At 33.6% G+C, this 16348-nt stretch carries 6 protein-coding genes; 4 read left to right on the top strand and 2 right to left on the bottom strand.

What is annotated here, in order from left to right; genetic code table 11:
• Positions 1 to 45: 45 nt before the first annotated feature.
• From rpoB to TD29_RS11165, 3 genes are all read left to right on the top strand, one after another.
• Positions 46 to 3858, top strand: a complete 3813-nt coding sequence (gene rpoB, locus TD29_RS11175) for a DNA-directed RNA polymerase subunit beta (protein WP_040280755.1) — start codon at positions 46 to 48, stop codon at positions 3856 to 3858.
• A gap of 122 nt (positions 3859 to 3980) precedes the next feature.
• Entirely contained in the window at positions 3981 to 8282 is a 4302-nt protein-coding gene (gene rpoC, locus TD29_RS11170) for a DNA-directed RNA polymerase subunit beta' (RefSeq protein ID WP_040280753.1), read from the top strand.
• Between the two features lie 124 nt (positions 8283 to 8406).
• On the top strand, positions 8407 to 8721 hold the full coding sequence (locus TD29_RS11165) for a DUF3467 domain-containing protein (protein WP_040280752.1): 315 nt from the start codon (positions 8407 to 8409) through the stop codon (positions 8719 to 8721).
• A gap of 368 nt (positions 8722 to 9089) precedes the next feature.
• On the opposite strand, the gene TD29_RS11160 is transcribed toward TD29_RS11165, so the two are convergent.
• Together TD29_RS11160 and TD29_RS11155 are read right to left on the bottom strand one after the other, a co-directional pair.
• Complete coding sequence (locus TD29_RS11160) at positions 9090 to 9317, bottom strand: (4Fe-4S)-binding protein (RefSeq protein ID WP_040280751.1); 228 nt, start codon at positions 9315 to 9317, stop codon at positions 9090 to 9092.
• Positions 9318 to 9502: 185 nt separating this feature from the next.
• Positions 9503 to 11092, bottom strand: coding sequence for a peptide chain release factor 3 (locus TD29_RS11155; protein ID WP_040280750.1), 1590 nt, complete (start codon positions 11090 to 11092; stop codon positions 9503 to 9505).
• Positions 11093 to 11667: 575 nt separating this feature from the next.
• On the opposite strand from TD29_RS11155, the gene TD29_RS18660 reads away from it, so the two are divergent.
• A partial coding sequence (locus TD29_RS18660) for a beta strand repeat-containing protein (RefSeq protein ID WP_394331536.1) occupies positions 11668 to 16348 on the top strand: 4681 nt, incomplete at its 3' end.

Below are 16348 nucleotides of genomic sequence, written 5' to 3'. Positions count from 1 at the left end.
ACATAAATAAAATAGTTAATTTTTTAATCAAAAACGCGTTCATCGATGTTAGCAAATAAAGCTGAAAGATTAAATTTCTCTTCCATAATAAACAGAACTGAATATCCAGATTTCTTGGATATTCAAATTAAATCCTTCCAGGATTTTTTCCAGTTAGAGACAAAATCAGAACAAAGAGGAAATGAAGGTTTATATAATACCTTCATGGAAAACTTTCCAATTACAGATACACGTAACCAATTCGTATTAGAATTCTTGGATTATTTTATTGATCCACCTAGATATTCAATTGAAGAATGTATCGAAAGAGGTCTTACTTATAGTGTCCCATTAAAGGCACGTCTTAAATTATACTGTACAGATCCAGAACATGAAGACTTTGAAACAATTGTACAAGATGTATATTTAGGTACCATTCCTTATATGACGCCTAGCGGAACATTCTGTATTAATGGAGCAGAGCGTGTAGTTGTTTCTCAATTACATAGATCTCCAGGTGTATTCTTTAGTCAGTCATTCCATGCCAATGGTACAAAATTATATTCTGCAAGAGTTATTCCTTTTAAAGGATCTTGGATAGAATTTGCTACAGATATTAATCAGGTAATGTATGCTTACATTGACAGAAAGAAAAAATTACCTGTTACTACTTTATTCAGAGCCATCGGTTTTGAACGCGATAAAGATATTTTAGAAATTTTTGACCTTGCTGAAGAAGTAAAAGTTTCTAAATCTGGACTTAAAAAAGTAATAGATCGTAAACTTGCTGCACGTGTATTAAACACTTGGCACGAAGATTTCGTTGATGAAGATACAGGTGAAGTTGTATCTATAGAACGTAACGAAATAGTTTTAGATCGTGATACAGTTATTGATAAAGATAATATTGAAGAAATTCTTGAAGCAGGTGTAAAGACAATTTTATTACACAAAGAAACATCTGAACAAGGGGATTACGCAATTATTCATAATACATTACAAAAAGATCCAACAAACTCTGAAAAAGAGGCTGTTGAACATATCTATAGACAATTACGTAATGCTGAGCCGCCAGATGAGGAAACAGCACGTGGTATTATAGATAAGTTATTCTTTTCAGATCAACGTTACTCTTTAGGTGAAGTAGGTCGTTATAGAATGAATAAAAAATTACAGTTAGATATTGGTATGGATAAGCAAGTGCTTACTAAAGAAGATATCATAACAATTATTAAATATTTAATTGAGTTAATCAATTCTAAAGCAGAGATTGATGATATTGATCACTTATCTAACCGTCGTGTTAGAACTGTTGGTGAGCAATTATCTTCTCAATTTGGTGTTGGTTTAGCACGTATGGCTCGAACCATTCGTGAGCGTATGAATGTTCGTGATAACGAAGTGTTTACACCAATTGATCTAATTAATGCGAAGACCTTATCTTCTGTTATTAATTCTTTCTTCGGAACAAACCAATTATCTCAATTTATGGATCAAACAAATCCATTAGCCGAGATTACTCACAAACGTCGTTTATCGGCATTAGGACCTGGAGGTTTATCTAGAGAAAGAGCAGGTTTCGAGGTTCGTGATGTTCACTATACGCACTACGGAAGACTTTGTCCAATTGAAACTCCTGAAGGACCAAACATTGGATTAATTTCTTCTCTATCTGTATATGCTAAGGTAAATTCAATGGGATTCATTGAAACACCATATAGAAAATCAGATAATGGAGTCGTAGATATTAAAAATACACCAACTTATTTAAGCGCAGAGGAAGAGGAAGACATGTTAATTGCACAGGCAAATATACGTGTTGATGATGATGGTAAAATCTTAGAAGATAAGATTATTGCACGTCAAGAAGGAGATTTCCCGGTAATTGATCCAGCTAATGTAAATTATACAGATGTTGCACCAAACCAAATTGCGTCAATTTCGGCATCGTTAATTCCGTTCTTAGAGCATGATGATGCCAACCGTGCATTAATGGGATCTAACATGATGCGTCAAGCAGTACCTTTATTACGTCCGCAAGCACCAATCGTAGGTACAGGATTAGAACGTCAAGTGGCTTCAGATTCTAGAGTATTGATTAATGCCGAAGGAAATGGAACTGTTGAGTATGTTGATGCCAATGAAATTACTATAAAGTACGAGCGTTCTGAAGAAGCTGCAATGGTAAGTTTTGAAAGTGATACAAAAACATATCCTTTAGTTAAATTTAGAAAAACGAATCAAGGAACTTCAATTAACTTAAAGCCAATCGTTGAGAAAGGAGATAAAGTTAAAAAAGGTCAAGTACTTTGTCAAGGTTATGCTACTGAAAAAGGAGAATTAGCATTAGGTCGTAACATGAAAGTAGCATTTATGCCATGGAAAGGTTACAACTTTGAGGATGCAATTGTTATTTCTGAAAAAGTAGTTCGTGATGATATATTTACCTCAATTCATATAGATGAGTATTCATTAGATGTAAGAGATACCAAACTAGGTAATGAAGAGCTAACTAATGATATTCCTAACGTTTCAGAAGAGGCAACAAAAGACCTTGATGAAAATGGTATGATTAGAATTGGTGCAGAGATTAAACCAGGTGATATCTTAATTGGTAAAATTACACCAAAAGGAGAATCTGATCCTACACCAGAAGAAAAATTATTACGCGCTATCTTTGGTGATAAAGCAGGTGATGTAAAAGATGCTTCTTTAAAAGCATCTCCTTCATTACATGGTGTTGTTATTGAGAAAAAATTATTCTCAAGAGCAATAAAAGACAAACGAAAGAGAGCAAAAGATAAAGAAGATATTGAAGCATTAGAAAATATCTATTACAGGAAATTTGATGATTTACAAGCTATTTTAGTTGAAAAATTATTTGCACTTGTAAATGGTAAAACTGCTCAAGGTATTTATAACGATCTAGGTGAAGAAATCATTCCGAAGGGAAAGAAATACACACTTAAAATGTTAAACTCTGTTGATGATTATGCACATTTAACGTCAGGAACTTGGACAACAGACGATCATTTAAATTCATTAGTTGCCGATTTAATTCACAACTATAAAATTAAAGAAAATGATCTTCAAGGTTCATTACGTCGTGAGAAGTTCACCATTTCTGTAGGAGATGAATTACCAGCAGGCATTATCAAATTAGCTAAGGTTTATGTTGCTAAAAAACGTAAATTAAAAGTTGGTGATAAAATGGCAGGACGTCACGGTAACAAGGGTATTGTTGCTCGTATTGTACGTCAAGAAGATATGCCTTTCTTAGAAGATGGAACTCCAGTTGATATTGTTTTAAATCCACTTGGTGTACCGTCACGTATGAACATTGGTCAGATTTATGAAACTGTACTTGGTTGGGCTGGTCAAAAATTAGGTCGTACATATGCAACACCAATTTTTGATGGAGCTACATTAGATCAAATTAACGGTTTTACAGATGAAGCTGGTGTACCAAGATTTGGTCATACATATTTATATGATGGTGGAACAGGAGATCGTTTTGATCAACCAGCAACAGTAGGTGTGATTTATATGATTAAGTTAGGTCACATGATTGATGATAAGATGCACGCACGTTCAATTGGACCATACTCATTAATTACACAACAGCCTTTAGGTGGTAAAGCACAATTTGGTGGTCAGCGTTTTGGAGAGATGGAAGTTTGGGCATTAGAAGCTTATGGAGCTTCAGCAACATTACGTGAAATCTTAACAGTAAAATCTGATGATGTAATCGGTAGAGCCAAAACTTACGAAGCAATCGTAAAAGGAGAGCCAATGCCAGAGCCAGGACTACCTGAATCTTTCAACGTACTTATGCACGAATTGAAAGGATTAGGATTAGATATTAGATTGGAGGAATAATTTCTTCGGAAATTTTCCATGTAAGGACAACCAGTGAGTTTGCCATACAATCACGACATAGTTTGCATCGTGAACATCCAATTAAAAAAAAATAATTAAATAATTGTTAGAACCATAAAATAATGGCAAGAAGACAAGACAAGAATACAATACAGAAATTTAATAAAATTTCTATTGGTTTAGCATCACCAGAATCTGTTTTAGGAGCATCTCGTGGTGAAGTTTTAAAACCAGAAACTATTAATTATCGAACACATAAACCAGAACGTGATGGTTTATTTTGTGAGCGTATCTTTGGTCCTGTAAAGGATTTTGAATGTGCTTGTGGTAAATATAAAAGAATACGTTATAAAGGTATTGTTTGTGATCGTTGTGGTGTTGAAGTAACAGAAAAGAAAGTACGTCGTGATAGAGTAGGACACATCAACCTTGTTGTGCCAGTAGCTCATATCTGGTATTTCCGTTCGTTACCAAATAAAATTGGTTACTTACTTGGTTTACCTTCTAAGCGTTTAGATATGATTATCTATTACGAACGCTACGTGGTAATTCAGCCAGGTTTAGCTAAAAATGTTGAAGGTGATCCATTACAGAAACTCGATTTCTTAACAGAAGAGGAGTATCTAAACATTATGGAAAGTCTTCCACAAGAAAACAGACATTTAGATGATTCTGATCCTAATAAGTTTATAGCTAAAATGGGAGCTGAATGTTTAATTGATTTGTTAGCAAGAATTGATTTAGATGATTTATCATTTGAATTACGTCACAAAGCAAATACAGAAACGTCTAAACAACGTAAAACTGAAGCCTTAAAACGTTTACAAGTTGTTGAAGCGTTTAGAGATTCTAATAAAAATAGAGAGAATAGACCAGAATGGATGATCATGAAGGCTATTCCAATCATTCCGCCAGAATTAAGACCTTTAGTGCCCTTAGATGGTGGCCGTTTTGCAACTTCAGATTTAAATGATTTATATCGTCGTGTTATTATTCGTAATAACCGTTTAAAGCGTTTAGTTGAAATCAAAGCGCCAGAAGTTATTTTACGTAATGAAAAGCGTATGTTACAAGAATCTGTAGATTCACTCTTTGATAACACACGTAAAGCATCTGCAGTAAAAACAGATTCTAATAGACCATTAAAATCATTATCAGATTCACTTAAAGGTAAGCAAGGACGTTTTCGTCAAAACTTACTTGGTAAGCGTGTTGATTATTCTGCACGTTCTGTAATTGTTGTTGGACCAGAATTAAAATTATATGAATGTGGATTGCCAAAAGATATGGCAGCAGAATTATACAAACCTTTTATCATTAGAAAACTAATTGAAAGAGGAATTGTAAAAACTGTAAAATCTGCAAAGAAAATTATAGATAGAAAAGAGCCTGTTGTTTGGGATATCTTAGAGAATGTTCTTAAAGGACATCCTGTATTACTTAACCGTGCTCCTACATTACACAGACTAGGTATTCAAGCTTTCCAACCAAAATTAATTGAAGGAAAAGCAATTCAGTTACACCCATTAGTGTGTACTGCATTTAATGCCGATTTTGATGGTGATCAAATGGCAGTTCACTTGCCACTTGGACCAGAAGCTATCTTAGAATGTCAATTATTAATGTTGGCATCTCACAATATCTTAAATCCAGCAAATGGTGCTCCAGTAACAGTACCTTCACAGGATATGGTACTTGGTCTATATTATATGACCAAGCTAAGAAAAACTGATGAAAATTATACGGTTAAAGGTGAAGGCTTAACATTCTATTCTCCAAAAGAAGTAACAATTGCTTACAACGAGAAGAAAGTAGAATTAAATGCTGGTATTAAAGTAAGAACTCAAGATTTTAATGAAGAAGGTGAGTTAACTACGCAAATTATAGAAACTACTGTAGGTCGTGTTCTTTTCAACGAAAAAGTACCAGCTGCTGCAGGTTATATTAATGAAGTATTAACAAAAAAATCATTAAGAGACATTATTCATGGTATTCTTAAAAAGACAAGTGTACCAGAAACAGCTTCTTTCTTAGATGAGATTAAAACTCAAGGATATAAATTCGCATTCCAAGGAGGATTATCATTTAGTTTAGGTGATATTATTATTCCTGCCGAAAAACAAGGTATGATTGATAAAGCTAATGGCTTAGTTGATGGTATTATGGGTAATTATAACATGGGTTTAATTACTAATAACGAACGTTATAACCAAGTAATTGATATCTGGACGTCTACAAATGCTGAATTGACAGAATTATCAATGAAGCGTATTCGTGAAGACCAACAAGGATTCAACTCGGTGTTTATGATGCTTGATTCTGGAGCTCGTGGATCTAAAGAACAGATTCGTCAGTTAACAGGTATGCGTGGATTAATGGCAAAACCTAAAAAATCTAACGCAGGAGGTGGTGAAATTATTGAAAACCCAATTCTTTCTAACTTTAAGGAAGGTCTTTCAATTTTAGATTACTTTATCTCTACTCACGGTGCACGTAAAGGTCTTGCCGATACAGCACTTAAAACTGCCGATGCAGGTTACTTAACTCGTCGTTTAGTTGATGTATCTCAAGATGTTATTATCTATACTGAAGATTGTGGTACTTTAAGAGGTATTGAAGTTCAACCATTAAAGAAAAATGAAGAAATTATAGAAACTCTTGAGGCTAGAATAGTTGGTCGTACATCATTAAATGATGTTTATGATCCTATTACTGAAGAGTTATTAGTTGAAGCAGGTGGTCATATTGATGATGATATTGCTAAACGTATTCAAGCATCACCTTTAGATGCGGTAGAAGTACGTTCTGCATTAACTTGTGAGGCTAAAAAAGGTATTTGTTCTAAATGTTACGGTCGTAATTTAGCGACTGGTAAAATGGTACAAAGAGGTGAAGCCGTTGGTGTAGTTGCTGCACAATCAATTGGAGAACCTGGTACTCAGCTTACACTTCGTACATTCCACGTAGGTGGTGTTGCAGGTAACATTTCCGAAGAAAATAAATTAACAGTTAAATTTGATGGTATCGCTGAGATCGAAGATCTTAAAACCGTTAAGAGTACTGATAAAGAAGGTAATGATGTAGATGTTGTTATATCTAGAACTTCTGAATTAAAATTAGTAGATGCTAAAACTGGTATCACATTAAGTACAAATAATATTCCTTATGGATCTTTCATCTATGTTCAACCAGGTGATAAAGTGAAAACAGGTACTGTAATTTGTGAATGGGATCCATATAACGGTGTAATTATTTCAGAGTTTGCTGGTAAAGTAAGATATGAAAACATCGAACAAGGTGTAACATACCAAGTAGAAATTGATGAACAAACAGGATTCCAAGAGAAAGTAATCTCTGAGTCTAGAAACAAGAAATTAATTCCTACTCTTATTGTTGAAGATGGTAAAGGTGAAGCAATTCGTTCTTATAACTTACCAGTAGGTGCACACATTATGATTGATGATGGTGAGAAGATTAAAATTGGTAAAATTTTAGTTAAAATCCCACGTAAATCTTCTAAAGCTGGTGATATTACTGGTGGTTTACCTCGTGTAACAGAATTATTTGAAGCACGTAACCCTTCTAATCCTGCTGTTGTAAGTGCGATTGATGGTGTTGTGTCCTTCGGAAAAATTAAAAGAGGTAACCGTGAGATTATCATTGAGTCTAAGCTTGGTGAGGTTAAGAAATACTTAGTGAAATTATCTAATCAAATTCTTGTACAAGAAAATGATTACGTTAAAGCTTGTATGCCTTTATCTGATGGTTCGATTACACCAAATGATATTTTGAATATTAAAGGCCCAGCCGCTGTTCAACAATATTTAGTAAATGAAGTACAAGAAGTATATCGTTTACAAGGTGTGAAGATTAACGATAAGCATTTTGAGGTTGTTGTGAGACAGATGATGCGTAAAGTTAGAATCATTGATTCTGGTGATACTATTTTCTTAGAAGATCAATTGGTTCATAAAGCAGATTTCATTGAAGAAAATGATAAAATTTTCGGATTGAAAGTTGTAGAAGATTTAGGTGATTCTCAAACGTTAAAACTTGGTCAAGTATTAACGTCTAGAGAATTAAGAGATGAGAATTCTATACTTCGTAGAGAGGATAAAGCATTGGTAACTGCACGTGATGCACAACCAGCAACTGCAACTCCAATTTTACAAGGTATTACAAGAGCATCGTTACAAACGAAGTCATTCATCTCGGCAGCATCGTTCCAGGAAACAACTAAAGTTCTAAACGAAGCAGCTGTAAATGGTAAGATTGATGATCTTGAAGGATTGAAAGAAAATGTAATTGTTGGTCATAGAATCCCAGCAGGAACAGGTGTTAGAAAATTTGACAACATCATCGTAGGTTCTAAAGCAGAATTTAATGAAATGATGAAAGCAAAAGAAGAGATGAATTATAACTAGTAGTTCTAATTCAAGAATCTATAAAATTAAAGCCTTCTTGTATATATTACTAGAAGGCTTTTTTATTAAAAATTTAAATTAAAAATCATATTTCTTTTCTACGGAAATATTAAAAATACATGTTATGGCAGAAGATAATAAAACTAAGAAACCAGGAATAAACATAGAATTAGATGAAAAAATAGCTGAAGGAACGTATTCTAATTTGGCTATAATCAACCATTCAGTATCAGAATTTGTTGTGGATTTCGTGAGTATCATGCCTGGAACTCCTAAGAGTAAAGTGAAATCTAGAATTATATTAACACCACAACATGCAAAACGATTATTAAAAGCCTTAAATGATAATGTAAATCGATTTGAAAAGGCCCATGGTGAAATTAAGGATTACGAGCAACCTCCAATTCCTTTAAACTTTGGACCAACAGGTCAAGCATAAAATTTAGATATAAAATAACTTTACATTTAATATTGATTAGTTGCTCGAAATTATTTGGAGAGCAACCTCCAATTCAATTAAATTTTATTAACTGGATATAAATTAAAAAAAAAGCCTTTATCTTAAAATTTTAAGATAAAGGCTTTTTTAATAAATTTTTTCTATTGCTAACATTTATTTAATAAGTATTGTGAATATTCAAAAATAAATGGATCACATAAATAGCTTTTTAAACTCTATTAAATAATTACTAAGGCAATTCGTTGTTATTTGTCTAAAACAGGCTCAAAATCACTTTAAATTAAGTTTTATCTTAAAATGGTTACATCATTTTAGTAATTCACGTAAAATCAATGCACCTTATCTAATTAAGCGACTTCTTGTTTTATATGAAATTGTAAAGCTCCCGAAGGACACTTTTTTACCTGTTTTATGATTTTTTTCGTGGATGCACCTTCTAAATCAATCCAAGGAATAACTGATTGTCTAAATACATTTGAAAGTTCTTTTGCACAACGCTCAGCGTTTATACAATGACACGGGTTGTAAGTTACAGTAATATCATTATTACTGAAAACATTTGGATTTGTTTTCATAAGTAGATCAATTTTGGGGCTTTAATCTATTTTAAATTTAGTTACCTAAAAGGTTGTTCTAATTTAAATTACGTTTAAAAGTAATAAATCATCGATAAAAAACAAATTATATTTAAAATTATTAGATGAATTACATTAAATTTTATGATATAATTGCTTGAATAGATGGTGTTTGGCTTAGTTTGTTAGTCGAATTCTGAAGTATTATGAAATGTAATACTTTTATACTTTTGTTGTGTCATTTGTAAAGAAAAAGGAGAATCTGCTAGAAACACAAGTTGACCACGCTTATCCTTCGCTAAAAAACGCTGTTTAACTCGTAAAAAGTCTTTATATTCTTCACTTTTTATATTATCTGTTTCAATCCAACAAGCTTTATGTACATTGAGATTTTCATAAATACATTTAGCTCCATATTCGTGTTCTAAACGATATTGAATGACTTCATATTGTAGAGCTCCAACAGTTCCAATTACTTTTCTTCCATTAAGTTCTAAAGTAAATAATTGAGCAACGCCTTCATCCATCAATTGATCTATTCCTTTGTTTAATTGTTTAGATTTTAGTGGGTCAGCATTATTGATATATCTAAAATGTTCTGGTGAAAAACTTGGTACACCTTTATAGTTTAGAATTTCACCTTCCGTTAAAGTGTCACCAATTTTAAAATTCCCAGTATCTTGTAATCCTACAATATCACCTGGATAAGAGATGTCTACAATTTCTTTCTTTTCAGCAAAAAACGCATTTGGACTAGAAAATTTTAATTTCTTATTATGTCTTACATGAAGGTATTGAGTGTTTCTTTTAAACTCACCCGATACTATTTTAATAAAAGCCAATCTATTTCTATGATTAGGATCCATATTGGCATGAATTTTAAAAACAAATCCAGTAAATTTCTCTTCTTCTGGTTCTACCAAGCGTTCTTCACTGTATTTAGGACGAGGTTTAGGAGCTATTTCAACAAAACAATCTAATAATTCACGTACACCAAAATTATTTAAAGCCGAACCAAAAAATACAGGTTGTAATTCACCGTTTAAATAGTCTTCTTTTTCGAATTGAGGATAGATACCATCAACCAATTCTATTTCATCTCTAAGTGTTTGTGCAGCTTTTTCTCCAACAAGCTTATCTAATTCTAGAGAAGTTAAATCATTGATTTCAATTGTTTCTTCAATATCTTTTCTACTATCACCACTAAATAGGTTGATGTTCTTTTCCCAGATATTATAAATACCTTTGAAATCATATCCCATCCCGATTGGAAAACTTAAAGGGACAACTTTTAAACCTAATTTTTGCTCAATTTCATCTAATAAATCAAATGCATCTTTACCTTCTCGATCCATTTTATTAATAAAAACAATCATTGGTATATTACGCATTCTACAAACTTCAACAAGTTTTTCAGTTTGTTCCTCTACACCTTTAGCAACATCTATAACTACAATTACACTATCTACAGCAGTTAATGTTCTAAAAGTATCTTCAGCAAAATCTTTATGACCTGGAGTATCCAGAATATTAATTTTTATACCATTATATTCGAAAGCAAGTACAGATGTGGCTACAGAGATCCCACGCTGACGCTCTATTTCCATAAAGTCACTAGTTGCTCCTTTTTTTATTTTATTGCTTTTAACAGCTCCTGCTTCTTGAATAGCACCACCAAATAGTAGTAATTTTTCAGTTAAAGTTGTCTTACCCGCATCTGGATGTGAAATAATACCAAACGTACGACGTCTATTGATTTCTTTTTTAAAACTCATAGTTATTTTAGTAGCCACAAATATAATTATATTAAACTTTATAAAACCAATGACAAGATTATATCGTAAGATTTATAACTAGTTTTTTAATGTGACTATAAAAAATAAACTGTGTCAAAAAAAATGTAAGGTAAATATAAATAATATTGTTTATGAATAATTTAATTAAACAATGTTAAAATAATAGATATGATAAAATTTTTCATGAAACCTTATTTTATTAAAACCAATAGTCTAACGTGGTGTTTTATCGATTATTAAGTGTGTTTTATCGATAAAATAAATGTTGTACTTTTAATATGAATTCAAAAAATTAATATTATTTTTGGATTTAAGATTAATAGCAAAAGTCTAATTTACATATTTTCAAATGGTAACCTTAAACTCGCACTCTGCTGAGTTGCAGGTGAACAGTTTTACATTTGATTATTTGTCTGAGATAAAAATGTTGTTAATCTATTATAATTGAATAAAAAAAATATATAGTTATATAAACATTTTTACTTTAAGATAATATGAAAATCTTTACTCGATTCTCGGCATTACGATTATTAACTTTTCTGAGCATTTTTCTTTTGTCTCAATCAATCTTTGGGCAAGCGATACCACAAACTGGAAATACGACAGATGCAGTTGGTACACAAAATTGTTTTGATTGTGCACCTACGGCTTGGGTTGATTTTGGAGGTACTCCGGATATTTCAGATGCGCAGAATGCATCTACAGTCGGAACATGGGACGATCAACCTTTACCTTTGCCTCCAAATGGTCACACATCTTGGTTGTCACTGAGAGATTTAGGTTCAGGTTTTACAGAAGAAACTGTAGGTACTGATATGACCGGTTTGATTCCAGGTAGACTTTATGAATTGTCAATATTTTCTGGTACTTGGGAGTCTGCTGCTTATTCACAGTTATATAATGACACCTTTAGATATCAGGTTGGAGCAAACCCAATACAAATAAAAGCAGGGATATCTCGAGATGGATGGGAAACTACTATTTTTCGTTTTTATGCAAGTGCTGCTACTGAAGCAATAAGATTTAGACCAGGGCTTAATGCACCTGGACCAGCAAATGCTACTGGATGGGAGTCAACACAGATTTCAGTAACGTTAAATGCGGTTGAACAACCAGATGGAGATGGTGATGGAGTATTTGATGATGAAGATCTCGATGATGACAACGATGGTATTTTAGATACTAATGAAGCAGGAAGTAATGACCCTGATGGTGATGAAGATGGAGATAATATACCTAATTGGTTAGACATATTTGATGATAATATTGCAAGTGATGGTTCTACTACAAGTTATGCAGATAATAATAATGATGGTATTCCAGATGTTTATGATAATGATAATGATGGTGTTCCTAATCATTTAGATACAGATAGTGATAATGATGGTTGTCCTGATGCAGTTGAGGCAGCTGGTGATTTTGTAGAAGACGATTTAACCTCAAGTAATAATTTAGCTGATAGTGATGAGGGAACTGTTGATGGATCAGGAGTTCCAATTACAGATGCAAATAATGTTGATATTTCGGCAAATACGCCTCAGGCTACAGCCAATGGTGTCACTATAGCTGTTCAGGTTACTGTTGATACCGCACCTGTTAATCAGACAGAAAATGCTGGTGATCCGGCTAGTTTTAATGTTATTGCAACTGCAGATGAAGCTACAGGTTATGATGTGGCGGGAGTTCCAGTTTATGGTACACCTGATAATGCAAATGGAGGTATTACCTACCAATGGTATCTGGGCGATCCAAATTCTGGAGGAACTATTATTTCTGATAGTGGAGTGTATAGTAACACTAATTCGTCTACATTAAATATAAGTGATGTAACTGGATTAAATGGAACACAGTATTGTGTTTTAGTTAGTCATGTTGATAACTCTTGTTTTGATGAAGTAAATTGTGTGACTTTAACGGTTGAAGCGCTAGATGCAGATGGTGATGGAGTATCAGACGCAGACGAAATATCAGATGGAACAGATCCTAATGATGAGTGTAATAGATTAACAGCAAGTATAACACTTCCTATTGCTTCAGATTCTGATGGAGATGGTATTCCAGATTCATGTGAGCCTGTACCTGTTGGTTGTGATCCATTATTTTATCAAGTCCTTACAGATCAATTATTCGAGTTTATTCCATCTAGTAATTCTTATAACCCTGTAGGTGTTCCTACTGGATTTAGATATAATGCGTTAGGGTATAATGAACTAGATGGTTTTATGTATGCTATAGCAGTTGGAGCAGGAAATGATGTATTAGGTAACCCTGTGGTTAAAAATGATTTGATACTTATTGATGCAACAGGAGCTGCATATTATATTGCAACAACAAATTTACCATTGTACAGTGTTTCGTATAATGCAGGAGATATAAAAAATGGAGCGCTTATTTGTAGAGTCAATGCAAATGGAGCAGAAGTTCATAGTGTAGACCTAACAACAGGTAATGCTACTTTGTTAGGAGATGGATTTGGAGCTGCTGATGGAGTTATTATCGGAGATAATTTTTATGGAGTTCATAACGATACTTTATATAATTTTAGCCTTTTAAATAATTCAATAACAACATCAACAATCGATTTATGTTCTGGAGGATCAATTCCTACAGGTGGTTATGGAGCTGCATTTGGAGTAAATAATGATGAGTTATATATATCAAATAACACTACAGGAGAAATTTATAGAATTCTTAATTATGATACAGCAACGCCTTGTGCTAACTTAGTAGCTAATGGGACAACAACGTCTCAAAATGATGGGGCGAGTTGTCCATCAGCTGCATCACCTTTTGATTTTGATGGTGATGGTGTTCCGAATGATACCGAATCTACAGATTCAACCGATCCTTTGGATTTGTGTGATTTCAATTTAGCAAGTCAAACTCTAGATCCAAGTACAGCTTGGAATGAAGCTGACTGTGATGGAGATGGTGTTATAAACGCTACAGAAGTCGCTAATGGTACAGATCCTAGTGATTCTTGTGATTATAATGGTGCAGATATAACAGAAGTTGTAACTTCACTTTGTATTATAGCAGAGAATGATGATTTCAGCGGAACACCAATAGATTCAGAAACAGGAGGAATCACCGGAAGTGTTTTTGCAAATAATGGTAATGGAACTGATACAGCCGATGGCGTAGCAGCAAACGATGGTAATATCTCAGATAATATCAGTATTTCAGATGATGGTGGTTTAACAGGAGTTACTATCAATACAGATGGAACAATAAATATTCCAGCAGGTACACCAGCAGATACTTATACTGTAGAATATACAATTTGTTTAGATGTAGATCCAACAATTTGTACAACAGCAGAAGTAACAATTGAAGTAGATCCAACCATTGTAGCAGAGAATGATGATTTCAGCGGAACACCAATAGATTCAGAAACAGGAGGAATCACCGGAAGTGTTTTTGCAAATAATGGTAATGGAACTGATACAGCCGATGGCGTAGCAGCAAACGATGGTAATATCTCAGATAATATCAGTATTTCAGATGATGGTGGTTTAACAGGAGTTACTATCAATACAGATGGCACAATAAATATTCCAGCAGGTACACCAGCAGATACGTATACTGTAGAATACACAATTTGTTTAGATGTAGATCCAACAATTTGTACAACAGCAGAAGTAACAATTGAAGTAGATCCAACCATTGTAGCAGAGAATGATGATTTCAGCGGAACAGCTTTTAATCCTGTAACAGGAGGTTCAACAGGTTCTGTTTTCGATAATAACGGTAATGGAACAGATACAGCCGATGGTGTAGCCGCAACCGACGGCAATATTTCAAATAATATCAGTATTTCAGATGATGGTGGTTTAACAGGAGTTACTATCAATACAGATGGAACTATAAATGTTCCAGCAGGCGCTCTGCCAGGAACATATAATGTACAGTATACTATTTGTTTAGATGTAGATCCAACAATCTGTGATACAGCAACAGTAACAATAGTTGTAGGTAATTGTGCTGATTATCCAACAAATGATTGCGATGGTGATGGTGTAATTAATTCAGCTGATTTATGTGAGGGATTTGATGATTCATCGGATGCCGATGGTGATTTAATTCCTGATGGCTGTGATGATGATGATGATAATGATGGTCTCTTGGATATTGATGAGCGAGGTGAAACCTTCAGTGGACAACCAGCCTGTGGTAATGAAGAAACTTTTGATTTTAGTTCTATTCCTACGGAAGACACTGGTGATGGTAATATTAATACCTTGTTAGAAGGAGAAGTGTTCCGATTTGCTAATGTCACAACAGGTGTAGATGCTTTAGTTACTTTAGTGGAATTCAAAAATGCTTTTGTTGATGTATTGGATGATAATACTTCAAATCCAGAATATTTCAAACCAGGAACCGGAATTGATTTATTAAACCCTGGTCAAGAGGGTTATGTAGAATACAATATTCAATTAGTCCAGACTGGTACAACGAATGCCGTTTCTTTTTCTGAGGTAACTGTAGGATTTAATGATATGGATGGAAATCCAAATTCATTAGAACGTAACAGATTTCCTTTCCCAATTAATTACGTTGTGGATGATCCAACAACTTTAACTATAACAGGAGAATCTGATTTTTTAGTAGCAACCTCAGATACCGTGAATTATCCTGGTTCGTCTAATAGTAACCCATTTTTAAATATACAAGCGAATTATAATAATTTTTCTAGTTATACATTTAGATTAGGAGTAGTAGCTGATGGTATATTAGTCGATGTTGTAAGATATCATAGTCTTTTATTTGATTGCGCAACAAATTTTGCTAACCCTCAAACCACAGATCCTGATACAGATAATGATGGTATTCCAGATTATTTGGACTCAGATAGTGATGGTGATGGTTGTCCAGATGCTCTAGAAGGAGATGGCGGTTATGTTGCTTCAGATTTAGATGCGGATGATTCATTAGGAGATGTTGTTGATGCTAATGGTGTGCCACAAGATGGGGCTATGAATTCATTACAACAAAATGATGTGAGTTCTACCGATCCATTAGTAAATGCTTGTGAAAATCCAAGTATTATTGCAGAGAAAAGTGCATCAATTACTGATAATGGAGATGGCATATTAGCAGCAGGCGATACAATCAATTATATAATTACAGTTGAGAATACAGGAGATGTGGTTCTCGATGGTGTAACGATAACGGATACCTTAACCGATGCAGATGGAACTGTATTAACCTTAACGACAGGACCAACATTTGATA

It is taken from the genome of Psychroserpens damuponensis (genome assembly GCF_000826655.1).
Taxonomy (GTDB): domain Bacteria; phylum Bacteroidota; class Bacteroidia; order Flavobacteriales; family Flavobacteriaceae; genus Psychroserpens; species Psychroserpens damuponensis.
The sequence above is the reverse complement of the archived record's forward strand: the minus strand, read 5'-3'. Positions and strand labels throughout refer to the sequence as shown.

Bases quoted from the DNA above. Each gene is read 5' to 3' on its own strand.
- TD29_RS11160 (WP_040280751.1), bottom strand. From the start codon at position 9,317: ATGAAAACAAATCCAAATGTTTTCAGTAATAATGATATTACTGTAACT.
- TD29_RS11165 (WP_040280752.1), top strand. From the start codon at position 8,407: ATGGCAGAAGATAATAAAACTAAGAAACCAGGAATAAACATAGAATTA.
- rpoB (WP_040280755.1), top strand. From the start codon at position 46: ATGTTAGCAAATAAAGCTGAAAGATTAAATTTCTCTTCCATAATAAAC.
- TD29_RS11155 (WP_040280750.1), bottom strand. From the start codon at position 11,092: ATGAGTTTTAAAAAAGAAATCAATAGACGTCGTACGTTTGGTATTATT.
- rpoC (WP_040280753.1), top strand. From the start codon at position 3,981: ATGGCAAGAAGACAAGACAAGAATACAATACAGAAATTTAATAAAATT.